This is a genomic window from Brevibacterium oceani, from assembly GCF_013623835.1.
GTDB lineage: Bacteria > Actinomycetota > Actinomycetes > Actinomycetales > Brevibacteriaceae > Brevibacterium > Brevibacterium oceani.
Genome location: NZ_JABKDE010000008.1, coordinates 131,030 through 155,690 on the forward strand (window position 1 = coordinate 131,030; position 24,661 = coordinate 155,690).

A 24,661-nucleotide genomic window follows, 5' to 3' on the forward strand; every position below is an offset into this window, starting at 1 on the left:
GCGGCTCAGCCGTTGACGACGGCAGCGGAGTCCGCACCGACCCCAGCGGAGTCCGCGCCGTCGGCGGCGACGGCAGCATCGGCGGCCGCATTCGCCTTTGCGTACGCCTCACGGACGCGGGCGACGGTGGTGGAAACCACCTCGGCGACGGGAAGATCGGACTTCTCATCGGCCAGGCGGTCACGGACCTCGACGAGCCCGTCGGCCAGCCCACGGCCGATGACGATGACGGTGGGGATGCCGATGAGCTCGGCGTCGGCGAACTTGAACCCGGGTGAGACCTTGTTCCGGTCGTCGAGGAGGACGGACACGCCCTCGGCTTCGAGTTCGGCGGTCATCGTCTCGGCGGCCGCGGCGATCTCCTCACCCTTGCCGGCGACGATGATGTGGACGTCGGCCGGGGCCAGGTGCTGAGGCCACAGCAGGCCGTTCTCCGAATGGTATTCCTCGGCGATGCAGGCCATGACCCGGGTGACGCCGAGGCCGTAGGAGCCCATCGTCACGGTCGCGGTCTTGCCGTTCTGATCGAGCACCTTGAGGTCGAGGGCTTCGGCGTATTTGCGGCCGAGCTTGAAGATCTGACCGATCTCGACACCGCGGGCCAGCTCCAGCGGTCCCGAACCGTCGGGCGCGGGATCGCCGAGCACGACCTGCGCGGCCTCGATCGTGCCGTCGGAGGTGAAGTCGCGACCGGCGACGAGGTCGAAGACGTGGCGTCCGGGTTCGTTCGCGCCGGTGATCCAGCGGGTGCCGTCGACGACGCGGGGGTCGAGGAGATAGCGGATCTTCGACGCCGATTCGAGTCCGAGGACAGGTGCCTCGAGCGAGTTGCCGGGTCCGATGTAGCCCTTGACGAGCTCGGGATGGGCGGCGAGGTCCTCGGCGGTGGCGGCTTCGAGGTCGACCTCACCGTCGCCGAGCATCCCTGTGCCTGCGGCGCGGTCGAGGTCGACCTCGCGGTCGCCGGGCAGGCCGATGACGATGATCTCGCGGGTGCCGTCGGGGTGGGTGACGGCGCAGACGACGTTCTTCAGGGTGTCCGCGGCCGTCCACTCGCGATCGGAGCGCGGATGCGAGGCGTTCGCGGCGGCCACGAGGGTCTCGATCGTCGGGGTGTCGGGGGTGTCCTCGACATGGGCGGCAGGCGACTGCTCGTACGGGATCGCTTCGGGCACGATCGAGGTCACGGCCTCGACGTTCGCGGCGTATCCGCCGGGTGAGCGGACGAAGGTGTCCTCGCCGACCTCGGAGGGGTAGATGAACTCTTCGGTGCCGGAGCCGCCCATCGCGCCCGGGGTGGCCTTGACCGGCAGGCAGGGCAGGCCGAGGCGGGCGAAGGCACGCAGGTAGGCCACCCGCATGGCCTCATACGAGGCGTCGAGTCCGGCGTCGTCGACGTCGAAGGAGTAGGCGTCCTTCATGATGAACTCACGTCCGCGCAGCAGACCGGCGCGGGGGCGGGCCTCGTCGCGGTACTTCGTCTGGATCTGGTAGATCGACAGCGGCAGATCCTTGTACGAGGAGTAGAGGTCCTTGACCAGGAGGGTGAAGACCTCCTCGTGGGTGGGCGCGAGGATGTAGTCGTTCTCGCGTCGGTCCTTGAGGTGGAAGAGGTCGGGTCCGAAGGCTTCCCAGCGGCCGGAGGTCTTGTACGGGTCGGCGGGCAGCAGGCCCGGGAAGTGGACTTCCTGGGAGCCGGCGAGCGCCATCTCCTCACGCACGATGGCCTCGATCTTGCCGAGCACGGCCAGGCCCAGCGGCAGCCACGTGTAGATCCCCGGTGCGGACCGGCGGATGTATCCGGCGCGGTGGAGCAGCTTGTGGCTGGCCACCTCGGCGCCGACCGGGTCCTCCTTCTGGGTTCGCACGAACAGGGACGACATGCGCAGGGCCATGGGTGTTTCTCCTCAACTCGTCAGGACTCAGATCGAACACTATCGCACGCGGGCGAGGGGCAGGGAATCGGATCGGGCCCGAAACTATCACCATCGAAGGTGTGTCGATCGTGCGCCCGATCGTCTGCTTGCCGGCACGACAGCACAGTCTGATGCGGCCGTGGATTCGTCACCTGCGCGAAGAGAATTAGACTGGTGCGTGCTGTGCGAAAGCGCGGCACCGGTCGGGACGTCACCGTCCGCCGGCCGGATCCATCGACGACGAGTGCGAACGATACGAAGAGCATGCCTGATCCGAGCCAACTCACGCAGTTCCCGCGGCCCTCGGTCGCGGTCGACACCGCGGTCCTCTGCCCCGTGCCCGGCCGTGGCCTGCATGTTCTCCTCACTCATCCTGGTGATGGTGTGTGGCAGCTGCCGGGGTCGATCCTGCGGCCGCAGGAGCGCCTCGCCGAGGCGGTCGCCCGGTGCCTGCGCGAGAAGGCGCGCCTCGTCGATCGTGCCCCGGTGCAGCTGCACGTGTTCGACCAGCCCGACCGCGACGATCGCGGTTGGGTGATCTCCGTGGCCCACCTCGACGTGCTCGCCCCGAGCGATATCGGGCGCACCGATGATGACAGCACCCCCGCCGAGGCGGCTGGTGGCCGTTCTGCTGCCGGTCCCGACTCCGACGATTCCCCCACCGAGGCGGCCGCCAGGGATTCCGATCACGCCGACTCACCTGTCCACCGTCGTGGGCTCGTTCCCGTGCACGAGGTGCACGAGCTCAGCGCCGAGCATCAGGAGATCGTGCGCGTGGCCGTTCACCGTCTGCGGGCGCTGCATGAGCGCACCCCCGATCCGTTCGGTCTGCTCGAATCCGAGTTCTCGCTGCGGCAGCTGCGCGAGCTCCATGAGATCGTCGCAGGTGAGAGCCTGCAGGCCGATACGTTCCGGCGCACGATGCTGCCGCTGCTCGATCCCACCGGGCAGGCTGTCAGCCAGGGGCGAGGACGCCCCGCCCAGACTTTCACCCGCCGCTCCGAACTCGCCCTGCGCGCCGACTCCCGACTCAATGTCTCCGAGGATGCGGGCCGCACACCCGAGGATCGGCGACTATGACCGAGATCGACCGGTCTGCGGGCAAGCACATGCGCATCGACATGTGGCTGTGGACGACGCGGATGTTCAAGACCCGCAACCTCGCCACCCAGGCCTGCCGCGGCGGGCACGTGCAAGTCGACGGCCAGCGGGTCAAGGCCGCGCAGAAGGTGAGCATCGGCCAGGAGGTGCGGGTGCGCAAGGCCGGATCCGAGTTCATCTGGACGATCACCGGCTTCATCCCCACCCGAATGCAGGCGTCGGTGGCCGTGCAGTGCTACGAGGACCTCACTCCCCCACCGGATCCGGCGCTGCGCGGTTTCGTGCCCCGCCGTGACAAGGGACTGGGCAGGCCGACGAAGAAGGACCGTCGCGAGATGGAGAAGTTCTTGGGCGACCTGGCCAAACCGCAGTCGCGCAACCGCCGCGACTGAGCGGTCGGCGAGCGTGAGCCGACTCAGTACATGATGGTGGCGAAGGTGCCGACCTGCTCGAAGCCGACGCGGGCGTACATGCGCAGGGCCGCCTCGTTGTAGTCATTGGCATATAGGCTCACGGTGGAGTGACCCTTGTCGCGGGTGCGCTGGACGACGGCGGCCATGCCGGCGGCCCCGAGTCCCTGATTGCGCACCTCGGGATGGACCCAGACTCCTTGGACCTGGACGATGCGGCGAGCGCGGATGCCGATGTCGGCTTTGAACAGCACCTGCTGATCCTGCTCGGTCGCCGGCCAGCGCGGCACCGGACCTCCCTGGGGCAGAGTGTCGGAGATGCGGGCGTAGCAGTTCTTGCCACGGATGATCCCGCGCACTCGCGACAGGTACCCTGCGGTTCCGCCCTCGATGGGTGAGAACCCGACCTCTTTGGTGAACATGTCGACACTGGCGGGGAACACCGCCCCGAGGTCATCGAGTGTCACTCGCACGACCTCCTCGTCGGGGGTCACGAGCGGATCGGAGCTGATCGCCAGCAGCGGCTGGCGTTCCCGCACGCCGCGTGGGCGGCCCCAGTTCAGCCTGCCCCACAGGTCGAGGATGACCGTCCGGTCCCCGATGAGCGAGCACCCGACGCGACCGTCGGCGTTGAGTTTGCCGGCGAGCACGTCGTTCGTCGCCGGTGTCGCCGCCACGGGGATGATGTTCCCGCCGACCCAGTACGCGGCCACGGGGCGGTCCCCGTCGAAGATGCCGAAGAGGGTGCCTGCCGGTGAGCTCAGCTGAGCGGTTCCGGTGACCTCCATGAGGGAGATGAGGTAGACGTTCTCGCAGGGATTGCGCGCGAGCAGATCGTTCAGCCACCCGGTGTGCTGATGTCCCAGCCGCGCAATCCTCAGCACCATCTGCTCTCGAACTCTTCCCTAACCGCGCCTGTTGATGATGAACCTCTTCGCCTTAACGTATCGCACTCAGCCGACGACGACTTCGGGCGGCCCCGACGGCCGTCCCGACGATGCCCCCGACGACGCCCCGGACGCGTCGTCTTTCCCGTCCGCTGCGTCTGCGGCGATCCGGTTGGCCTCATAGATGAGGGTCTGCACGATCTCGGCCTCGGGCACAGTCTTGATCACCTCGCCCTTGACGAAGATCTGGCCCTTGCCGTTGCCGCTGGCCACCCCGAGGTCGGCATCCCTGGCCTCGCCGGGACCGTTGACGACGCAGCCCATGACCGCCACCCTCAGCGGCACCTCCATACCTTCGAGCCCGGAGGTGACCTCCTCGGCGAGGGTGTAGACGTCGACCTGCGCGCGTCCGCAGGACGGGCAGGAGACGATCTCGAGCTTGCGAGGACGTAAGTTGAGCGATTCGAGGATCTGGTTGCCGACCTTGACCTCTTCGGCGGGAGGCGCTGAGAGGGACACCCGGATGGTGTCGCCGATGCCCTCGGCCAGCAGGTGTCCGAAGGCGGTTGCGGACTTGATCGTGCCCTGGAAGGCGGGCCCGGCTTCGGTGACGCCGAGGTGCAGCGGCCAGTCCCCGCGTTCGGCCAGGAGTTCGTAGGCCCGGATCATGATCACCGGGTCGTGGTGTTTGACGGAGATCTTGAAGTCGTAGAAGTCGTGTTCCTCGAACAGGGACGCCTCCCACAGCGCGGATTCGACGAGCGCTTCGGGCGTGGCCTTGCCGTGCTTCTCCATCAGCCGCTTGTCCAGGGAACCGGCGTTGACGCCGATGCGGATGGACACCCCCGCCTCGGCGGCGGCCTTCGAGATCTCCTTCACCTGGTCGTCGAACTTGCGGATGTTGCCCGGGTTGACGCGCATCCCGGCGCATCCGGCGTCGATCGCGGCGAAGACGTACTTGGGTTGGAAGTGGATGTCGGCGATGACGGGGATCTGGGATTTGCCGGCGATGATCGGCAGGGCCGCGGCGTCGTCGGCGGTGGGACAGGCCACGCGCACGATGTCGCAGCCGGTGGCGGTGAGTTCGGCGATCTGCTGCAGGGTCGCGTTGATGTCCGTCGTCGGCGTCGTCGTCATCGACTGCACGCTCACGGGCGATTCGGATCCGACACCGACCCGACCGACGTTGATCTGCCGCGTCTTCCGCCGGGGCGCGAGGACGGGAGGTGGTGGGGCGGGCATTCCGAGATTCACCGTTGTCACGAGGACGATCCTTCCGTCTGGCTGGTGACCAGCGACGATGATTATGCCGACGCCGAGGTGGCGCCTCGTTGTGGCCGGATTGTTCGAACCACGACCATTGTAGGACTCCCGGTTGAGTCCCCGTCGTGCGTTGAGTCCGTGCCCGGCCGCGCATCAACCACGGTAGTGTGAAGCTGACCTGCCAGAAGCGTGCCGAAGATGTGAAGGAGCGGACCCGTGAGCGAAGGTGCCTACCTCGACATCGAAGCGATGACTGCCTCCCTTGATGAGGAGGCGAGCGCGCTGTCTGACCAGGGCGGATCTCTGGCGTGGGGAATCTTTCGCCGAGGCGGCCCCACACGTTCTGCAAACGCTGAGGTTCCGTACCGGATCGCGTCGATGACGAAGTCGTTCACCGCCGCGGCCATCGGTCTCCTCGTCGCGGACGGGCTCGACCTCGACCGGCCGTTCGGCGAGCTCGTGCCCGATTTGGCCGACACCGCGATCGCTGACCGCACCTGCCGACAGGCCCTGACCATGGGCACCGGGTTTACGAAGGACGATCCGTGGGCCGACCGGATGGAGTCGATGACCCCGGATGAGCTGATCGCCTGGCTGCGCCGCGGTGCGATCGCCACGGCACCCGCCGACACCGGTTACGAATATTCGAACCTCGGCTATGCGATGCTCGGCATGGTCGCCGAGGCGGTCACCGGCCGCACGTTCACCGAGCTTGTGAGCACCGAGGTCTTCGGGCCGCTGGGGCTCATGCGCACCGGGTTCGACCACACCGACTTCCCCGACCTGGCACCGGGATTCCGTGTCGACCTCGACGGCGGTCTGCACCTGGCCGAGCTCACCGGGCCCGGGGTCTTCTCCCCCATCGGCGGAGTGATCTCCACGGTGAGCGACATCGGCACGTGGATGTCAGCCCACCTCGACGCGCTCGACGATCTCGAGGCGGAGCCGGGATCGCTGCCGCACGTTCTCGCCGGCAACCAGCAAGGCCGACGGCTCATGGAGACCCAACGCAGCGACCACCATGCGGAGACGCTGATCTACGGATACGGGTTGGAGACCCGACTGGATTCTCGCTTCGGACGAGTGGTCTGCCATTCGGGCGGCTACCCGGGATACGGTTCGCACATGCGGTGGTTCCCCGATCTGGGGCTGAGCATCGTCGTGCTCGGCAATACCACGTACTATCCGGCTCAGCGCAGCGTCCAGAACGCCGTTGACGCAGGATGGGCGGCAGCCATCGGGACGCCCGATCTCACACTTGAGCGCAGCACCACCTCGGCGCCGGTGCCTCGCTATGAGGCGAAGCCTGCACAGATCCAGACGGTCCTGGCCGCGGCGAACCTCGTCGCGGCCTTCGACGACGCGGTCGCCGAAGAGCTGTTCTCGATGAACATGGATCTCGACGAGCCCCGGAACGAACGGCGTGAGCGCTTCTCCCGGTGGCGTGCGGCCAAGCAGGTCACGGCCCCGTTCACCGAGGCGGACCTGACCTTGGTCTCCCCGCTGCGCGGAGTGGTCACGGTGCCGGGCACACCGGATCAGACGGCGACGATCACAGTCGGGCTCAACCACCTCGGCGAGGTGCAGGCGATCAACCTCAGCGCCTGAGGCAACCGGCGAGGCACGCCGTCAGTCGACGACGAAGTTGCTCACTCCGGCGATCCTGAGGATGTACGGCGCGATCGACATCAGTACGAGCAGTGATGCGACCACCCACAGCCACACCATCTTCGTTTTGCGCAGTCGCACGCTCGTGCCCATGGCGAACAGCGGGCTGAACAAGGGCAGTCCGTAGAAGATCGGAGTCAGTGCGAACGCGAGCGCGAGGAATCCGAGGAACTTCCATCCCGTCGATGAGATGAAACGTTCACGTTCCTCGCTCGGCAGATTCTGCACCAGCATCCGTCCTGTCCTATCGGTGTCTGAACCGATCCTATCTCGGGCACCGGCCTGAGCCCCGCGCCCTTATCCCCCGGAGTTGAAGATCGCGTCGAGGGTGATGGGTTTGACGAGGTCGACGTAGACGAGCAGCGCCGTCATGCACAGCATCAGCCCGATGCACACGTAGGTCAGCGGCAGCAGCTTCGCCGTGTCGAACGGTCCGATCAGCCCGCGTCCGCGCCACCGGTTGATCCGTCGGCGGGCACCCTCGTAGAGGCCGACGGCGATGTGTCCGCCGTCGAGCGGCAGCAGCGGGATCATGTTGAACGCGAAGAGGAAGATGTTGAGCGAGCCGAGCATGCCCAGCCCCATCTGCGCCTTGTCGATGACGTCGATCTTGTCGGTGGACACGATCTCGCCGGCGATGCGGCCCACACCCACCATGCCGACGAGACCTTCGGCATCGCGGTCCTTCGAACCGACCGCGACCTCGCCGATGTCGACGAGTTTGACCGGCAGGGTGACGATCGCGTGGAAGACGCCGGAGACCTGGTCCCACACTGCCCCGGGGAATTCGCCGAGCGGAAGCGGCTGACGCTCCTGGACGGGTCCGATGCCGAGGAATCCTTGGGTCTCGGTCTGCGGGGTGCCGTCGGAGTTCATCAGTGCCTTGCCGGAGTCGTCGACCTTCGGCCGATCGGTGGCGATGATCGGCACCGTCACCGTCTGTGCTTCGCCGTCGCGGATGAAGTCGACCTCGACGCGCTCACCGGCATGGTCCTTGATGACCGCGGACAGCCGATCCCAGTCCGTCGTCTGAACGCCGGCGATCGCGGTGATCTCATCCCCGGGCTTCATCCCGGCCTCCCACGCAGGAGTGCGCTGATCGTCATCGCGACACGTGTTCTGCTCATCGGCCGGCCGCTGCTGGGCCTCGGACGCGGGCACAGCGCATTCGACGACGGTCTGCACGGTCGTCGTCGGAGTCGTCACCCCGATGCCGAGCAGCGAGATCGCCATGATGAGGATGCCGAGGACCAGATTGACGAACGGCCCGGCGAACATGACGACGAGCCGCTTGGGCACGCTGAGGGCGTAGAACGTCCGGTGCTCCTCCCCCGGCTCGATCTCCTGATTCGAGAACTCCCGGGCATCGGCCATCGTGTTCTCGAACAGGCGCCCCTTACGTCGTTTCCGATCCCGACGCAGCGGCGCCGCATCATCCCCGGTGGTTCCTTCACCGGTCATTCCCTCGCCGAGGTGGCCCGCCGTCCCCGTGACACCGCCGTCGACTGCGCCTGATCCTGCGGGGTCACCGTCGACCGCGGCCACCGCACCTGCCCGGTCGACCCGCTTCGTCGTCGCCTCCTCCGGCGGGTACATGCCGGGCATCGCGATGAAGCCGCCGAGTGGGAACGCCTTGATGCCGTACTCGGTCTCGCCGCGGCGGAAGGAGAACAGGGTGGGGCCGAAGCCGACCATGTAGTGGGTGACCTTGACCCCGAACTTCTTCGCCGGGGTGAGGTGGCCGAGTTCGTGTAGGGCGATCGAGATCGATATGCCGATGAGGAAGAGGATGATCCCGATGATGTAGAGAAGCACGGTCATGCGCGGCCCCCGTTCCGCTGTTCGGCGCCGCGCTTCTGTTCGGTGACATCGGCGGTGGCGAACTCACGCGCCCATGCGTCGGCGGCGAGCACGGTGTCCACGGTGTGCTCGGCGGCCGGTTCATGAGTCGCCAGCGCCCGGGCGAGGCCTTTGTCGATGCCGGTGAAGGGGATGTCTCCGGAGATGAACGCGGCGACGAGGACTTCATTGGCGGCATTGAGCACAGCAGGGTAGCTGTGCCCCTTCCGACCGGCATCGATGGACAGTCCGAGGGCCGGGAACGCGAGGTGGTCGACCGGTTCGAAGGACCAGTGCATGGGCTGGCCCCAGTTGTGCGGTACGGCACCCGAGCGCAGCCTCGTCGAGGTTCCATCGTCTTGAGTGCCCAGAGCGTAGGAGATGGGCAGGCGCATATCGGGCGGGGAGATCTGCGCGATCGTCGAGGCGTCGGTGAACTCGACCATCGAGTGGATCTGCGACTGCGGGTGGACGACGACCTCGATGTGGTCGAAGTCGATATCGAAGAGCAGATGGGCCTCGATGACCTCGAGGCCTTTATTCACCAGGGTCGCGGAGTTGATGGTGATCATCGACCCCATCGACCAGGTGGGATGGTTGAGCGCCTGAGTCGGACTGACGCGGCGCAGGGCATCGCGGGTCATGCCGCGGAAGGGACCTCCCGAGGCGGTGATGATGAGCTTGCTGACCTCACCATGGGTGCCGGCGCGCAGCGCCTGGGCGATGGCCGAGTGTTCGCTGTCGACGGGGATGAGCCGGGCGCCGGTAGCGCGGGCGGCGTCGAGGACGATGGATCCGCCGATGATGAGGGACTCCTTGTTCGCCAGGGCCACGTCGGTGCCCTGCGCTAGTGCGGCCAGCGTCGTTCCCAGTCCGGCGGCACCGGTGATCGCGTTGACGACCATATCCGCGTCCAGGCCGGCGACCACCTCGGCGGCGGTGTCCCCGAGGTGGATGACCTCGACGGGATCACTCACCCCGCGCTGAGCGGCAGCCTCTGCCAACCGGGCACGGACGGCGGTCTCGCCTTGATCCGGCGGGGTCGTGAGCCCGATGACGGGAACGCGGAAGTCGAGCGCCTGCTCGATGAGGAGGTCGAGCTGGGAGCCGGCGGCCAGACCGACGATCGCATGGTCTTCCGCGTGGTCGGACAGGACGTCGAGGACCTGGGTGCCGACCGACCCGGTGGAGCCGACTACAATGAATTGACGTTTACTCACGCCAACCGATGATGCCAAAGTTCTCTGGGAAATGACTCGACACCACCCTGTGCGTCGCCCCTCGGATCTTGGTCATCTGCACTGCTTCGGGACTCCGGTCTGATTCGGGGTTCCGGTGAGACAGTTCCGGTAAAACTGAGAATGAACACAATCAATGGCGAAAGAGATGGATATGAGCACGACGCTGAGCCCCGACGACATCCTCGGACTGGATTCGGTCTTCGAACCCGATGACCTCGAGTTCGCATCGATAGTGAAGAAGTGGCTGGACGAAAACGTCCGGGAGAAGATCGGCGACTACTTCCTCGACGCCACCATCCCCGCCCGTGAACTGGCCGAAGGACTCGGCGAGCTCGGCCTGTTGGGCATGCACCTCGACGGCTACGGCTGCGGCGGATCGACCGCCACCCAGTACGGGCTGGCCTGCCGTGAGCTCGAGGCTGTCGACTCCGGTCTGCGTTCGCTCGTCTCCGTGCAGGGGTCGCTGGCGATGTTTGCCATCCACCACTGGGGTTCGGAGGAGCAGAAGGAAGAATGGCTGCCGAAGATGGCCGCCGGTAAAGCGATCGGCTGCTTCGGTCTGACCGAACCCGATGTCGGTTCCGACCCGTCGGGGATGAAGACCACGGCGAAGAAGGACGGTTCCGACTGGATCCTCAACGGCGCGAAGATGTGGATCACGAACTCCCCAGTCTCCGATGTCATGGTCGTCTGGGCCAAGACCGAAGAGGTCGATGACAAGGGCAAGCCCGTCGTCCGCGGCTTCGTCGTGCCCTCGGACACCGAGGGCGTGCAGACCCCGGAGATCCACCGCAAGATCTCGCTGCGTGCTTCGATCACCGGTGAGATCGTCCTCGACAATGTTCGCCTGCCCGAGGATGCGATGCTGCCGAAGGCCAAGGGGCTCAAAGGCCCCCTGTCCTGCCTGTCCGAGGCCCGTTACGGAATCGTCTTCGGTGTCACCGGTGCCGCCCGCGATGCCCTGCTCTCGGCACTGGAGTACACCGGCACCCGCATCCAGTTCGACCGCCCGCTGGCATCGTTCCAGATCACCCAGCAGAAGCTCGCGAAGGCCTTCGGCCAGTATTCGCAGATCACGCTGCTCGCCGCGCACCTGGGCAAGATCAAGGATTCGGAGAAGGGCGTGCGCCCCGAGCAGATCAGCCTCGGCAAAATGGTCAACGTCGACACCGCGATGAACGTCTGCCGCGACCTGCGTGCCCTGTTCGGCGGTTCGGGCATCACGAGCGAGTACCCGCCGCTGCGTCACGCGGTCAACCTCGAGACCGTGCTCACCTACGAAGGCACCCACGAGGTGCACCAGCTGACCTTGGGCCGGACCATGACCGGCATCAACGCCTTCGCGAACTGATCAGCTGAGGCTGAAGCCCGCGGTGCGAGGCGCGGTGCTGAGGCCTGAGCATCACGGTGCGTTGAGCACCACGCCCTACGCTCAGGCGGTGCGCTGGGCACCCTGTTGCGCTGGGCGCCCTGTTGCATCGGGCATCGTGCCCGGCGCGCATGCACTGCACCACGACCGCCCGTCGACTCTGCGGAGTTCGGCGGGCGGTCGTCGTTTCCAGCCTCATCAGCACCACCAGAGCGTTCGGCGCGACTGCCCACGCCGCAACTGTCTATCGAAAATGCACACGTAGTGATCGAATGCTGTACGCACACACTTTCAGTGGACAGTAGTGTGCCTCCGCCCAATCGGGTCAGAGTGTGCGGCGCAGTTCGAGCACGACCGTGTGCTCGTCCGGGTCGTCGTCCGTGCCGTCGGTACCCGCGCCGAGGTGGTCGTCCGTGCCAACGGTACCCTCGCCGAGGTGGTCGCCGCAGCAACCGTGCGGACCGCCGTTAGCGACTTCTTCCCCGTTGTCGTCGCCCTCGCCGAGGCGGTCGGACCCGACCAGCCCATGCGCGGCCGCGTACGTGAGCGCTTCGGGGGCCTGTTCGCGGCCGAGTTCGATGAGCAGCACTCCGTCCGCAGCCAGCCAGTGGTCGGCCTCGGCGATGAGGCGGCGGACGAGGTCGAGCCCATCGACGCCGCCGAACAGGGCGGTGCCGGGTTCGAAGTCCACGGCTTCTCGGGGCAGGAAGTCCGCCGCAGTGGTGGGCACATAGGGCGGAACGGCTGCAATGACATCGACGCTGTGACGCAGTTCGTGCGGGAGGCCGACGAGGCAGTCGAGGCGGTGGCCCCGGACGACGCCGCCGGGAGAGTCCGAATTCCGAAACGAAGCCGGATGGCCGGTCGACGCGGCGGCAGGCAGATCGTCACTCGCGTTCGGCAGCCCGCCAGTGGCATTCCGGGCGTTGTCGACGGCACATTCGACGGCGTGGGCGTCCGTGTCGCCGAGGTGGAGGTTCATCTCAGCAACTGAGGCAGCCACGTAGGATCCCACCGGACCGACCCCGCAGAAGGCTTCGACGACGACCGGTGCCCACGGTTCGGTACCGTGTTGGGTAATCTGAGCCTCGGTGCCGAGCCCACCCAGTCTGCCGAGCCCACTCAGACTGCTGGGCCCACACGGCTCGCCGGAGCCACCGCGACGACCGGGTCGTCCGTCGACAGCCTGCCGCCGAGGCATCTGTTCGATGACGCGCACCGTGTGTTCGGCCAGACGTCGCGTCCGCTGTCGGGGAACGAAGACGCCTGGGAGCGTGCGCAACTTGAGTCCTGCGAAGTCGACCCAGCCGACGATCTGTTCGAGGGGTTCGCCCGCGACCCGCCGGGCCACCCGGTCTTCGAGCAGTGAATCGGCTCGGCCACCCGAACCTGTACCGACACCAGAACCGATCCCCTTCCCCGAACCGGCACCGTTGCCCTCCGACTCGAGGAGGATGGCGGCTTCTTCTTCGGCGAAGACACAGCCTGCGGAGCGCAACGCTTCCACTGTCGGGTGGTACCTCGGGTCGCTTGACGCCTCAGGCGAGTGGGCGCCGGACCGCGGCAGCTCAGGGCTCAGAGAGCACCTCGCGTCGCAGCCATTCGAGGCTCGACATCGCATCGATCTCACCGGAGTCCGTGAACAGCAGAGTCTGATCGGGCGGCAGCGGAACAACGGCGGCGAATTCGACGCGGGAGTCGCGCATCGCCTGGTCGAGGTTCGCGATCTCACCATCGATGGTCACACCCACGCCTTCGAAACGGGAGCGGGTGACCTTGATCGACGCACGCCCGGGTTCAACCGCTTCGGCCTCAATGCCGTGGACGACGATCGGCGCATCACTACTCGCACCACTGCGAAGATCAACCGTCAGCCCGACTCGGGCGGCAGCCACCAGTGTCAGCGCACGCGCCAGGGCCGGGACATCCTCGGCGAGGGTGAGCACCGCACCGGATTCGGGGATCACGCCCATCGTGCGCAGCACCCCGGCGAGCTTCGAGCTGCGGTCGAGCACCTCGGCGCGGTCGAGTTCGACGGGCACCGACAGGGCGGCGATCAGACGCGGATCGGTGACCTCACGGCCGTCGACCAGGGGTTTCTCGGGAGCGGGGCCGGTGAGCACGACATCGTCGGCTCGGCCCATGACGATCGGGAAGTCGAGGAGTTCGTAGACCGGATTGAGGGTTCCCGGCTGATCGGCGGTGGGAACGGAGAAGTAATGGAAGTCAGTCAACGGAGGCCATCACCTCGACGACGCGGTCGATGAACGCATCCACCTGGTCCTCGTCGTAGGCCTTCTTGCCCTTCGCGGTCTTGAACAGCACGCGGCGGACCTGGTCGACGCTCATCGCCACGCCCTGCGTGAAGTAGGAGTTGACCTTGTCGCACATGTCGTCGACCTGGACGATGTCGTAGCCGATGACGCCGGGAGCCGGGTTGTCGAAGCGTTCCCCGGCTTCGCGAACCAGGCGTCCCCGCAGGGACGCGGCGACGCGGGTGAGCTCGGAGACCCAGGCATCCTGACCCGACTGCGCGATGAGGCGGTCGCGGGCCTGTTTGGCGAACGCGTCCTCGAGCCGGTCGAGGGCGGCGTCGACGACGGCCACGTGGTAGCCCTTGCGGACGAGGTCGAAGCCGACCGTGCGCACGGCTCGCGAGTCGAGGTCGCCGGGCTGCGGTGTCGGGCGCTCGAAGGACTCACGTGCCCGCTTGAAGAAGCTGTCGACCTGTTTGGGGTCGTATCCGTTCTTCCAACCGGACATTCGAGGGAAAGTCGTGTCCGCCATGTCTCCTCCAGAAGCGAGTGGCTGTGTCGTTTCCACCATGATAGATGGATGGCGTGGAAATTGCGTGCTCGCGGCTCACACGTGAGGTCCTGACCAGGCCGACTCCGGCTGACCGGACGGCCAAGAGTCGGTCAGCCCGGGGCTCGGCTCAGAGTCGATCAGCCCGGGACTCGGATCAGTCCGCTGCGGCGAGCTGACCGCAGGCACCGTCGATGTCGGAACCGCGGGTATCGCGGATCGTCGTCGGGATGCCGTGGTCGACGAGGCGGCGGACGAATTCGTCGGCGACCTCGGGCTCCGATGCCGTCCACACCGAACCGGGGGTCGGGTTGAGCGGGATCGGGTTGACGTGCACCCAGCCGCGACCGCGGGCATTGAGCTTCTTCGCCAGCAGCTCGGCGCGCCACACGTGATCGTTCATGTCCTTGATCAGCGCGTATTCGATGCTCACGCGTCGACCGGTGACCTGGAAGTAGTTATAGGCGGCGTCGATCGCCTCGTCGGCCTTCCACCGGGTGTTGACCGGGATCATCTCGTCGCGCAGTTCGTCGTCGGGCGCGTGGAGGCTGAGCGCGAAGGTCACGGGGATGTCCTCGGCGGCGAGCTTGTTGATGCCGGGCACCAGCCCCACCGTGGAGATCGTGATCCGCCGCGCCGACATACCCAAGCCGTCGGGTCCGGTGCCGACGAACCGGCGCACCGCGTTCATCACACGCTTGTAGTTGGCCAGGGGTTCGCCCATGCCCATGAAGACGATGTTCGAGACCCGTTCGGGTCCGCTCGCCGAGGTGGCCGCGCCGTCCCCGTCGAATGCCGACTCAGCGTCGGAGTCCGTTTCGTCGGATTCCGCGCCGAGCGCGGTCTCCCCCGCACCGGGCATGTCCGATGACGGTGCCGCGGCGAGTTCGCCGGCGGCGATGACCTGGTTGGCGCGCACGACCTGTTCGACGATCTCTGCCGTTGACATGTTGCGGGTCAGGCCCTGCTGGCCGGTGGCGCAGAAGGGACAGTTCATGCCGCAGCCGCACTGGCTGGACACGCACAAAGTCACTCGGTTGCGGTAGCGCATGAGCACGGATTCGACGAGAGCTCCGTCGAAGAGGCGCCACAGGAACTTGATCGTGTCGCCGTTCTCGGTGCGCAGGCGGCGGACCTCGGTGAGCAGGTGCGGGAAGAAACGCTCTTGGATCTCCGCGCGCCGGTCCTTCGGCAGATCGGTCATCTGCTCAGTGTCCGTGACGTAATGGCTGAAGTAGTGAGTGGAGATCTGCTTGGCGCGGAAGGCGGGCAGGCCCATCTCGGTGACCGCGGCCACGCGTTCGTCCATGGTCATGTCCGCCAGGTGCTCCGGCGGCTGCTGGACGCGCGCGGACTTGAAGTTGAGAAGGGGACGCCCGTCACGGGTGGGCGTCTTCGAAGTGGTGCCGTCGGGATGCTCCACGACGGGCCTGGTCTGCCTTCTGCCTGCTTGAGAACTCACGCCCCCATTGTCTCATGATGCGGCGGGGCCTGTCGTGTGGGCGGTGCCACGCCTGGGACGGGGACTCATTCCCTCGCCGAGGCGAGGCCCAGATTCGCCCCGACTGTGCCGTTCCGCTTCCAGCGGCGGACCTCAGAGGAAGCCGGGCAGGACCGAGAACAGCACGAGCGCGACGGGCGCTGTCGGCAGAATCGAGTCGAGACGGTCCATCACACCGCCGTGGCCGGGCAGCAGGGTTCCCATGTCCTTGAGCTCGAGATCGCGTTTGATCATCGATTCGCTGAAGTCGCCGAGGGTGGCGAAGGCGGGGATGACGACGCCGAAGACGAGACCGGTCCAGAACGGAGCATCGAAGAGGGTGACCACCAACACCGTGGCAACGGCGGCGGAGAACACGACCGAACCGAGGTAGCCCTCCCAGGACTTCTTCGGTGAGATCCGCGGTGCGATCGGGTGCTTGCCCCACAGGACGCCGAAGACGTAGCCGCCGGTGTCGGAGGCGACGACGGAGGCGAGGAAGACGATGACGAGGTAGTTGCCGCCGGGCTGGGTGAGCAGGTAGACGACGAAGCAGGCCATGAGGCCGACATAGGTGAGAGCGAAGAGGGAGAGCGAGACGTCTTTGACCGCGTTCTTGCGACGCTCGACCATCGTGAAGAGCATGATGGCGCCGGCGCTGGCCGCGAACGTCACCCACAGTGCTTCCCTGCCGCCGATGTAGGTGGCGACGACCATACACGCGGCCGAGACCATCGTCGGCACGCGGGAGACGAGGGAGCCCGAACGCGACAGTGCGTTGGCCAGCTCCCACATCGCGGCGACGATGGCGACGAGGATGAGGAAGAGGAACGAGATCGGCAGGAAGATCAGGGAGGCCAGCACCACTCCCCCGATGAGCAGACCCATGCCGATGGCGGCGGGCAGGTTGCGCCCGGCCCGACCGTAGTCCTTCGGTGGTGGCTCCTCTTCGGCGGCGGCCGCCTCGGGGGTGGGGTTGAAATCCGGGTCATCGGGCGAATACGGCTTGTCCGAATTGCGCAGATCCCGGCGCCTGGGGAAGGGGCTCTCAGCACGCGCAGCGTCACGTGATGGATCCGGCTCCCCGAAGGGAGCCGGATTCGCTGCGGGGCTGTCGGTCCCGGTCACGGCAATCATCAGACCTCGAGAAGCTCGGCTTCCTTCTGTGAGAGCAGCTGGTCGATGTTGTCCACCTTGCTCTTCGTCAGGTCGTCGAGTTCGGAGATGCCGCGGGTGACTTCGTCCTCACCGGCGTCGCCGTCCTTCTTGATGCGTTCGAGGACATCCTTGGCGTGGCGGCGGATGTTTCGGATGGAGACCTTGCCGTCTTCGGCCTTGCCCTTGACGATCTTGACATATTCCTTGCGGCGCTCCTCGGTGAGCTCCGGCAGGACGACGCGGATGATGTTGCCGTCGTTGGCAGGGTTGGCACCGATGTCGGAATTGCGCAGAGCGTTCTCGATGTCTTGGAGCGTGCCCTTGTCGTAGGGGGTCACCAGGATCGTGCGAGCCTCGGGAGTCTGGAACGACGCGAGCTGCTGCAGCGGGGTGGGAGCGCCGTAGTACTCGATCTCGATGTCGGCGAACAGCGCGGGGTTGGCGCGACCGGTGCGGATCGACCCGAAGTCATCCTGCGTGAACTCGACGGCTTTGTCCATCTTCTCTCTGGCCTCGGCCAGTGTCTCTTCAATCACGGTTCACTCTTTCCATCTCTGTAAGCTTTGGGTTCATTCTATGGGTCATCACTGAAAATTGCCGCACCGAATCCTCGCAGGAGTGTCCTCACCTGCGCAGACGTCGGGTGGATCGGGCGCGGTGCGGCCGCCTCGGCGAGGTGCCGACTCAGTGGACGATGGCACTGTCTCAGTGGACGATGGTGCCGATCTTCTCGCCGCTGATGGCCTTGCGGAGGTTGCCTTCGCCCTCCATGCCGAAGACGTGCATCGGCAGCTTGTTGTCCATACACAGGCTGAAAGCGGTGGCGTCGACGACCTTGAGTCCCTTCTGCAGGGCCTCTTGGTAGGTGATCGAGGCGAGCTTCTCCGCGTTCGGGTCGACCTTCGGATCAGCGGTGTAGACGCCGTCGACGCCGTTCTTGGCGATGAGCACCTCGTCGGCGTGGACCTCGAGGGCACGTTGGGCGGCGACGGTGTCGGTGGAGAAGTAGGGCAGGCCGGCGCCGGCGCCGAAGATGACGACGCGGTTCTTCTCCATGTGTCGCATGGCGCGGCGGGGAATGTAGGACTCGGCGACCTGGGACATCGGGATCGCGGTCTGCACGCGCGTGTCGACTCCGGTCTGCTCGAGGAAGTCCTGGAGGGCCAGGCAGTTCATCACGGTGCCGAGCATGCCCATGTAGTCGGCGCGGGTGCGGTCCATGCCGCGCTGGGAGAGTTCGGCGCCGCGGAAGAAGTTGCCGCCGCCGACGACGATGCTCACTTCCACGTCTTCGACGGTGGGGGCGACCTCTCGGGCCACTGCAGCCACGACATCGGGATCGACTCCGATCCGGCCTCCGCCGAAGACCTCGCCGGAGAGCTTGAGCAGGACGCGTCGGCGGTGGGTGCGGACAGGATGGCTGAGGTGGCCGGATTCGTGAACCGGAGTGCTTGTCATTGAGTCCTTCTTCCGTGCAGGCAGATCGAGACCCGGGCGGATCGCCGCCCGGGCTGTGCGTCTGGGACAGTCTAGCGAAAAACGGGGCCGGACCTCTCGGTCCGACCCCGCCTCACGGATGAGTTCTCACTCACCCGAGGAACCTGCGAAGCAGACGGGTGTCTGCTTCAGCGGTCAGTGTCGTCTCAGGCTCCGACGCGGTAGCGCAGGAAGCCGGTGGCCTTGACGCCTGCAGCCTCGAGCACCTTGGCCACGGACTGCTTGGGATCCTTGGCGAATCCCTGGTCGAGCAGGCAGTTCTCCTTGAAGAAGCCGTTGACGCGACCCTCGATGATCTTCGGCAGGGCCTGTTCGGGCTTGCCTTCGTTCTTCGCGGTGTCTTCGGCGATGCGGCGCTCATTCTCGACGATGTCGGTCGGAACGTCCTCGCGGGAGAAGTACTTCGGGCTCATGGCGGCGATGTGCACGGCGACATCGTGTGCCACGGTCTCATCGTCACCTTCGAAGGCCAGCAGAACGCCGACCTGCGGGGGCAGGTCCTTGTTCGTCCGGTGCAGGTAGGAAGCGACGTTGGCACCCTCGATGCGGCCGACGCGACGGAGGTCGACCTTCTCACCCAGGGTGGCACCGGACTCGGTGATGAACTGCGAGACCGGCTTGCCGTCGGTCTCGGCGGCGAGCAGCGACTCGGCCGAGTCGGCCTTGTTCGCCACGGCCAGCTCGAGGACCTGGTCGGCGAGCTTGATGAAGGGCTCGGACTTCGCAACGAAGTCGGTCTCCGAGTTGAGTTCGATCATGGTGCCGACGCCGCCGTCGACGTGGGTCGCGACGAGACCGTCGGAGGTCGAGCGTCCCTCACGCTTGGTGGCGCCCTTGAGGCCCTTCACGCGGAGGGCCTCCATGGCCTTGGTCTGGTCGCCGTCGGACTCGTCGAGAGCCTTCTTGACGTCCATCATTCCGGCGCCGGTCTTCTCACGCAGTGCCTTGATGTCAGCGGCAGTGTAGTTTGCCATTCTTTCTCCTCAGGGTGGTGGAGTTAAAGGAAATCAGGACTCTGTCGACTCGGTGGAGTCGGCAGCGGCTTCAGCGGCAGGTGCGGCCTCAGCGGTCTCGGCCTCAGCGGCAGGTGCGGCCTCTGCTTCAGCAGACTCCGCGGCCGGAGCAGCTTCGGCGGCGGCCTCTGCAGGCTTCTCCTCGTCGGACTTGCCTTCGAGCAGCTCGCGCTCCCACTCCGGCATCGGCTCGACGGCGGAGACGTTCTTCTCTCCACCCTCGTCCTCGGAGGAGTGACGGGCGATGAGGCCCTCGGCGACGGCGTCGGCGATCACGCGGGTGAGCAGCGAGACCGAGCGGATGGCGTCGTCGTTGCCCGGGATCGGGTAGTTGACGTCGTCGGGGTCGCAGTTGGTGTCGAGGATGCCGATGATCGGGATGCCCAGCTTCTTGGCTTCGTCGACGGCGAGGTGTTCCTTCTTGGTGTCGACGATCCAGACGGCCGACGGCGTGCGCTGCATGTCGCGGATACCGCCGAGGGTCTTCTCCAGCTTGTCCTTCTCACGGCGAAGGATGAGCAGTTCCTTCTTCGTGTGAGCGGAGCCTGCCACGTCGTCGAAGTCGATCTCTTCGAGTTCCTTCAGGCGGCGCAGACGCATGGAGATGGTCTGGAAGTTCGTGAGCATACCGCCGAGCCAACGCTGGTTGACGAAGGGCTGGCCCACGCGCTTGGCCTGTTCGGCGATGGATTCCTGGGCCTGCTTCTTCGTGCCGACGAAGAGGATCGAGCCACCGTGGGCGACGGTCTCCTTGACGAACTCGAAGGCGTTGTCGATGTAGCCCAGCGACTTCTGCAGGTCGATGATGTAGATGCCATTGCGCTCGGTGAAGATGAAGCGCTTCATCTTCGGGTTCCAACGACGGGTCTGGTGTCCGAAGTGAACGCCGCTGTCGAGCAGCTGGCGGATGGTGACGACGGCCATGCCGACGCCCTCCTTTCTGTGCACCTTCAGGTGCTTTTACGTCATGCGCGCGACAATCGTGATCGCAGCGATTCGAAATCTATGCGATCTCGGATCGGTTCGACCTGATGACGGCGTCGATGACATTTTCGGTTGATTCCTGGTATCCGGTTCATCCGCCCCACAGGCTCACCATCGGGTGGCCTGCACCATGGGAAGGAGAAGAATTCGAATACGCGTAGTCAGAAGACATGCTCCTGCTGTGATCAGTCTATCCCGTTCGGGCAAGCCATTTCCAATCGAAGGCCCACCCTCGCCGAGGCGGCTTTCCGCCCCGCATCGACCCGCCGAGTCGTGCGTCGACCCGTGTGGACAGGCGCTGCCGTGGCCTGCCCCTTGACCGTCGCTGAACGGCCCCGGTCCAGGAGTCCGCGTCCGTTCCGCGGCGCGATTCCACCCTCAACCCAGCGGACTGCACAGGCGACTCTCACGCCGATCACTGGGGACAGACCGCTCACTCGCACGCCTGGACCCTGTGGACGAATCTTCCTCCTCCACAGGGTCCGTCGCCGGGGGTGACAGAGGCTTAGGGGTCGGCTTCCATGCTCGTATGAATCCGTTCGCACCTGATCCGCCTCGTTGCCTGCACCACCGCCGAAACTCTCGCAGACGTTGCCGACATGGCGGCAATGGCGGCGTCGGTCCCACTCTGCTCGTGACCGCGATTCTCGCCTTGGCGCTCATGCTCACGCTCACTCCCCCGGCATCCGGTGCATCGCTGCCGGGACCGGGCGCGAACTCCACACCGTTTTCACGCTCAAGCACCGCTGCAGTCTCCAGCACGAGCATCGTTTCGGGTTCACGAGCGCAGGCTGCGAATGCGACCAAGCAGAGCTGGGTTACGCCGGTTCCGGCGATGGAGATCATCACGGCCTTCGACCCACCGGACAAGCCGTGGCTCAAGGGACACCGAGGAATCGATGTGCTCGCCGTTGAGGGCGAGCCGCTGCGTGCCCCGACGAAAGGGACCATCCGCTTTGCCGGCACCGTCGCGGGAATGGCCACGGTGAGCATCCTCACCGCTTCGGGGCATGTGCTCTCGTTCCAACCAGTTACGACCGATCTCCGGCAGGGTGAGGATTTCGAGGCGGGCGAGCGCATCGGCGAGGTCGGATCAGGCAGCCACTGTGAGCAGTCGTGTCTGCACATCGGGGCGTGGCCGGCCGACAGCGACAAGCGCTACATCGATCCCGGGAAGCTCTTCGGGCAGGAGACGTCGCTACTGCTGCCTCTGTCTCGCAAACCCGCCGAGGAGCCGAAGGGCGGTGGGGACTCGACGACCTCAGGTGCCGGTGCCTGGGGCGGACACAGCAACGGCCGGATACCAACATCGGCGATGTGTCAGCTGAAGACCGCTCCCGGGCAGATGCTGCGCTGCGATGCGCAGGCCGCGTTCGACCGGCTCTCCCACGCGTTCGAGGCTCGTTTCGGTGCTCCGATCTCGGTCACCGATGCCTATCGCGACTATGCGACGCAGGTGATTCTCAAGCGACGCAAGGGACGGATGGCGGCGACTCCGGGGACGTCGAATCACGGGTGGGCGCTGGCGGTCGATCTCGGCAGCGGGATCAACTCCTTCGGCACGGCTCAGCATGAGTGGATGCGGGAGAACGCGCCGAAGTTCGGATGGATCCATCCCGGGTGGGCGAGGCAGTCCGGTTCGCTGCCCGAACCCTGGCATTGGGAATTCCGCAAGTAGTGTCCAGGCCGGACACAGGTCATGCGCCCACTCGAGCGCTGCGGGCGCACCGGCTCACGCCCGAGGGTGTGCCCGGCGGTAAGTCTCCTGCAGCCTTTGCATGGACACGTGAGTGTAGATCTGGGTGCTGCTCATCGTCGAGTGGCCGAGCAGCTCTTGGATCTGCCGCAGATCGGCACCACGGTCGAGCATGTGGGTGGCCGCGGAGTGGCGCAGGCCGTGGGGTCCGATGTCCGGTGCGCTGGGGTCGTCGGCACCATATCGGTGTACGAGCTCGCGTACCTGCCTGGCTCCGATGCGCCCGCCGCGGACGCCGAGGAACAGAGCATCGCCGCTGCTGGGTCCGGCGAACAGCGCCCGGACCTTCAGCCAGTCGTCCAGTGCTTTCCGCGCCGGGGCACCGAAAGGGACGCGTCGTTCCTTGTTGCCTTTGCCGAGCACGGTGATCATCGACGCCCGATGGTCGACGTCGGCGCGGTCGAGCCCAGTGAGTTCGGAGACGCGCACTGCGGTGGCATAGAGCATCTCGAGAATCGCAGCATCGCGGATCCGCTTCGCGGCTTCGAGCGGATCGACGTCTCCGCCCTGAGCAGAGTCACCCTGCGCAGGGTCTCCCGCTGCAGTCCCATCAGTCTGTGTCTCCGCGGCAGAGATGAGGCTCGCGGCCTGTTGTGGTTTGAGCACCGTGGGCAGACGGGAGTCCTTCTTCGGCGTGCGCAGACGCGCGGCCGGGTTGTTCGGCAGTCCCCGGCTGTTGACTCCGTAGGCGAAGAACGAGCGCACTGCCGCGATCTTGCGTGCCACCGTCGACTTCGCTGCACCGGCGTCATCAAGGGCGATGAGCCAGGAACGCAGGTCATCGAGTTCGATTGCCGCCAGATCGAGCCTCGCGCCCGCGTCAGCCGGCGAGCGCTCCTCCCCCGTACTGGTGCCGCGGCGCAGTTTCGTCGAGTGGACGGCATGGTCAAGGAAGTCGGTGACGTCGGAGACGTAGGCGCGAGCGGTGTGTGCGGAGACGTCACGGGACCGCAGGTGGTCGGAATAGCCGGACACCACCTCGGCGACGGTCGACGTTGTGCTCACACCTCCAGGATACGCAGGCGACCACTGACGGCCCAGGATTCACCGCTGTGGTTTCCGCAGCTTCACCCACCCCGAGTCACGGCGCTCGGCGAGGCCGGCGAGGTCGAGAGCGCTCAGTGCGCTGAGCGCATCGGCGATGGTCAGCCCCGCCCGAGCCGCGGCCGTCCCCGCATCGAGAGCCTTGGTCGCCGAGAGTGCGTTGAGGCAGATCTTCTCCCTCTCATCGAGGTCATCGACGGGGTCCACGCCCTCCGACCCGGCCCACGCATTGCCGCTACCGGTCGTGTCGAACAGCGTCGGGGCCTCATCGTCGATGAGCGCCACGACATCATCACAGCAGGTGACGAGTTCGGCTTCGTGTTCGCGCACGAGCCGGTGCGCACCCGTCGATGAAGCCGAGTACACCGACCCGGGGAATGCGGCGACCTGCCGGGAGAGTTCGAGTGCGTGCCGGGCGGTGTTGAGGGCCCCGCTGCGCCATCCGGCTTCGACGATGACGCTCACCTGGGCGGAGGCGGCGATGAGCCGATTGCGCAGCAGGAAGCGGTGGCGCATCGGGGTCATCCCGGGAGCGGTTTCGGACACGATGGCGCCGGTGGCCAGGATCTGTTCGAACAGGTCGGCGTTGGCCGCCGGGTAGAAGCGGTCGACTCCCCCGGCCATGAAGGCGACCGTCGGGGCTTCGCGGGCGATGGCGGCACGATGTGCGGCGGCGTCGATGCCGAACGCTCCCCCGGAGACGACAGTGATGCCGCGCGAGGCGAGATCCCACGCCAGGTCGGAGGCGCATTTGGTTCCGTAGTTGCTGGCAGCTCTGGCACCGACGACGGCGACCGCGCGGGTGAGCACCACACCCAGTTCCGCTGCCCCGCGCACCCATAGCCCCAGCGGTGCAGCCGGTCCGAGGTCGTCGAGCATGCTCGGCCATTCCGCGTCGCCGTGGATGATGAGGCGACCGCCGAGGCGGGCGACCTTGTCGAGGTCCCCTCCCCCGTCCTCATCATCCACGCGCATCGACCATCGCTCGATGGCTCCGCCGAGCTCCCCGTGTGCGACAGCCCCACCCGCAGTTGCGCCGGTGCCGTTCGATGCGAGTCCGGCGACCGCTTCGTCCGAGGAGGACTGTCCGCCGGCGACGGCCGTGATGATCGCCAGGGCGGCGACCGGGCCGATGTCGTCGACCAATCGTCTGAGCAGGCCGTCTCCGGGTTCGCCGATGCGCAGCAGTGCGGCGATCGCGGTGCGGACCTCATCATTCGTGCTCATCGG

22 protein-coding genes are annotated in these 24,661 nt (G+C 66.3%); 5 read left to right on the forward strand and 17 right to left on the reverse strand.

Features of this window, described 5'->3' with window-relative positions:
* Window positions 1-5: 5 nt before the first annotated feature.
* The gene (locus HK401_RS16855; protein ID WP_181275819.1) at window positions 6-1,895 is read right to left on the reverse strand and encodes a proline--tRNA ligase; all 1,890 of its coding nucleotides are present in this window, start codon (window positions 1,893-1,895) and stop codon (window positions 6-8) included.
* Window positions 1,896-2,090: 195 nt separating this feature from the next.
* Between HK401_RS16855 and HK401_RS16860 the strand changes: the two genes are divergently transcribed.
* Window positions 2,091-2,996 (forward strand): NUDIX hydrolase, encoded by a 906-nt coding sequence (locus HK401_RS16860; RefSeq protein ID WP_309136031.1) that lies wholly within the window; start codon window positions 2,091-2,093, stop codon window positions 2,994-2,996.
* Entirely contained in the window at window positions 2,993-3,409 is a 417-nt protein-coding gene (locus HK401_RS16865) for an RNA-binding S4 domain-containing protein (protein ID WP_181275820.1), read from the forward strand. The genes HK401_RS16860 and HK401_RS16865 overlap by 4 nt, the downstream gene beginning before the upstream one ends.
* Window positions 3,410-3,432: 23 nt before the next feature.
* On the opposite strand, the gene HK401_RS16870 is transcribed toward HK401_RS16865, so the two are convergent.
* Window positions 3,433-4,314, reverse strand: a complete 882-nt coding sequence (locus tag HK401_RS16870) for a GNAT family N-acetyltransferase (protein WP_219922027.1) — start codon at window positions 4,312-4,314, stop codon at window positions 3,433-3,435.
* Window positions 4,315-4,380: 66 nt separating this feature from the next.
* Complete coding sequence (gene ispG, locus HK401_RS16875) at window positions 4,381-5,577, reverse strand: flavodoxin-dependent (E)-4-hydroxy-3-methylbut-2-enyl-diphosphate synthase (protein WP_181275821.1); 1,197 nt, start codon at window positions 5,575-5,577, stop codon at window positions 4,381-4,383.
* Window positions 5,578-5,793: 216 nt separating this feature from the next.
* Between ispG and HK401_RS16880 the strand changes: the two genes are divergently transcribed.
* Window positions 5,794-7,185, forward strand: a complete 1,392-nt coding sequence (locus HK401_RS16880) for a serine hydrolase domain-containing protein (protein WP_181275822.1) — start codon at window positions 5,794-5,796, stop codon at window positions 7,183-7,185.
* Between the two features lie 21 nt (window positions 7,186-7,206).
* On the opposite strand, the gene HK401_RS16885 is transcribed toward HK401_RS16880, so the two are convergent.
* The 3 genes from HK401_RS16885 to dxr form a co-directional block, all read right to left on the reverse strand.
* Complete coding sequence (locus tag HK401_RS16885; protein WP_181275823.1) at window positions 7,207-7,479, reverse strand: hypothetical protein; 273 nt, start codon at window positions 7,477-7,479, stop codon at window positions 7,207-7,209.
* A 63-nt stretch (window positions 7,480-7,542) separates the two neighbouring features.
* Window positions 7,543-9,066 (reverse strand): M50 family metallopeptidase, encoded by a 1,524-nt coding sequence (locus HK401_RS16890; RefSeq protein ID WP_181275824.1) that lies wholly within the window; start codon window positions 9,064-9,066, stop codon window positions 7,543-7,545.
* The gene (gene dxr / locus HK401_RS16895) at window positions 9,063-10,304 is read right to left on the reverse strand and encodes a 1-deoxy-D-xylulose-5-phosphate reductoisomerase (RefSeq protein ID WP_181275825.1); all 1,242 of its coding nucleotides are present in this window, start codon (window positions 10,302-10,304) and stop codon (window positions 9,063-9,065) included. Before dxr ends, HK401_RS16890 begins: the two co-directional genes overlap by 4 nt.
* Window positions 10,305-10,476: 172 nt before the next feature.
* Between dxr and HK401_RS16900 the strand changes: the two genes are divergently transcribed.
* The gene (locus tag HK401_RS16900) at window positions 10,477-11,676 is read left to right on the forward strand and encodes an acyl-CoA dehydrogenase family protein (RefSeq protein ID WP_181275826.1); all 1,200 of its coding nucleotides are present in this window, start codon (window positions 10,477-10,479) and stop codon (window positions 11,674-11,676) included.
* A gap of 343 nt (window positions 11,677-12,019) precedes the next feature.
* Here HK401_RS16900 and HK401_RS16905 read toward each other — a convergent pair whose 3' ends face one another.
* From HK401_RS16905 to rpsB, 9 genes are all read right to left on the reverse strand, one after another.
* On the reverse strand, window positions 12,020-13,201 hold the full coding sequence (locus HK401_RS16905; protein ID WP_181275827.1) for a class I SAM-dependent methyltransferase: 1,182 nt from the start codon (window positions 13,199-13,201) through the stop codon (window positions 12,020-12,022).
* A 61-nt stretch (window positions 13,202-13,262) separates the two neighbouring features.
* Window positions 13,263-13,928 carry a hypothetical protein gene (locus HK401_RS16910; protein WP_181275828.1) on the reverse strand — a complete coding sequence of 222 codons (666 nt, stop codon included), beginning with the start codon at window positions 13,926-13,928 and terminating at the stop codon, window positions 13,263-13,265.
* Window positions 13,921-14,481 (reverse strand): DivIVA domain-containing protein, encoded by a 561-nt coding sequence (locus tag HK401_RS16915; RefSeq protein ID WP_166972701.1) that lies wholly within the window; start codon window positions 14,479-14,481, stop codon window positions 13,921-13,923. Before HK401_RS16915 ends, HK401_RS16910 begins: the two co-directional genes overlap by 8 nt.
* Before the next feature lie 175 nt (window positions 14,482-14,656).
* Window positions 14,657-15,961, reverse strand: coding sequence for a 23S rRNA (adenine(2503)-C(2))-methyltransferase RlmN (gene rlmN / locus HK401_RS16920; RefSeq protein ID WP_181275829.1), 1,305 nt, complete (start codon window positions 15,959-15,961; stop codon window positions 14,657-14,659).
* 132 nt (window positions 15,962-16,093) lie between these two features.
* A complete protein-coding gene (locus tag HK401_RS16925) occupies window positions 16,094-17,116 on the reverse strand; it encodes a phosphatidate cytidylyltransferase (RefSeq protein WP_181275830.1) in 1,023 nt (340 codons plus the stop codon).
* Complete coding sequence (frr, locus tag HK401_RS16930) at window positions 17,116-17,673, reverse strand: ribosome recycling factor (protein ID WP_166972707.1); 558 nt, start codon at window positions 17,671-17,673, stop codon at window positions 17,116-17,118. Before frr ends, HK401_RS16925 begins: the two co-directional genes overlap by 1 nt.
* 169 nt (window positions 17,674-17,842) lie before the next feature.
* Complete coding sequence (pyrH, locus tag HK401_RS16935; RefSeq protein ID WP_181275831.1) at window positions 17,843-18,595, reverse strand: UMP kinase; 753 nt, start codon at window positions 18,593-18,595, stop codon at window positions 17,843-17,845.
* Window positions 18,596-18,780: 185 nt separating this feature from the next.
* Window positions 18,781-19,608: a translation elongation factor Ts gene (tsf, locus tag HK401_RS16940; RefSeq protein ID WP_181275832.1), complete on the reverse strand. Its 828-nt coding sequence runs from the start codon at window positions 19,606-19,608 to the stop codon at window positions 18,781-18,783.
* A gap of 33 nt (window positions 19,609-19,641) precedes the next feature.
* Complete coding sequence (gene rpsB / locus HK401_RS16945) at window positions 19,642-20,571, reverse strand: 30S ribosomal protein S2 (protein ID WP_181275833.1); 930 nt, start codon at window positions 20,569-20,571, stop codon at window positions 19,642-19,644.
* Window positions 20,572-21,265: 694 nt separating this feature from the next.
* Between rpsB and HK401_RS16950 the strand changes: the two genes are divergently transcribed.
* Window positions 21,266-22,309, forward strand: coding sequence for a D-alanyl-D-alanine carboxypeptidase family protein (locus HK401_RS16950; protein ID WP_309136032.1), 1,044 nt, complete (start codon window positions 21,266-21,268; stop codon window positions 22,307-22,309).
* A 54-nt stretch (window positions 22,310-22,363) separates the two neighbouring features.
* Here the strand turns inward: HK401_RS16950 and HK401_RS16955 are convergent, their stop codons facing one another.
* Window positions 22,364-23,392 (reverse strand): tyrosine recombinase XerC, encoded by a 1,029-nt coding sequence (locus HK401_RS16955; protein WP_181275834.1) that lies wholly within the window; start codon window positions 23,390-23,392, stop codon window positions 22,364-22,366.
* A 39-nt stretch (window positions 23,393-23,431) separates the two neighbouring features.
* Window positions 23,432-24,658 (reverse strand): DNA-processing protein DprA, encoded by a 1,227-nt coding sequence (gene dprA, locus HK401_RS16960; protein WP_181275835.1) that lies wholly within the window; start codon window positions 24,656-24,658, stop codon window positions 23,432-23,434.
* Window positions 24,659-24,661 lie beyond the last annotated feature (3 nt).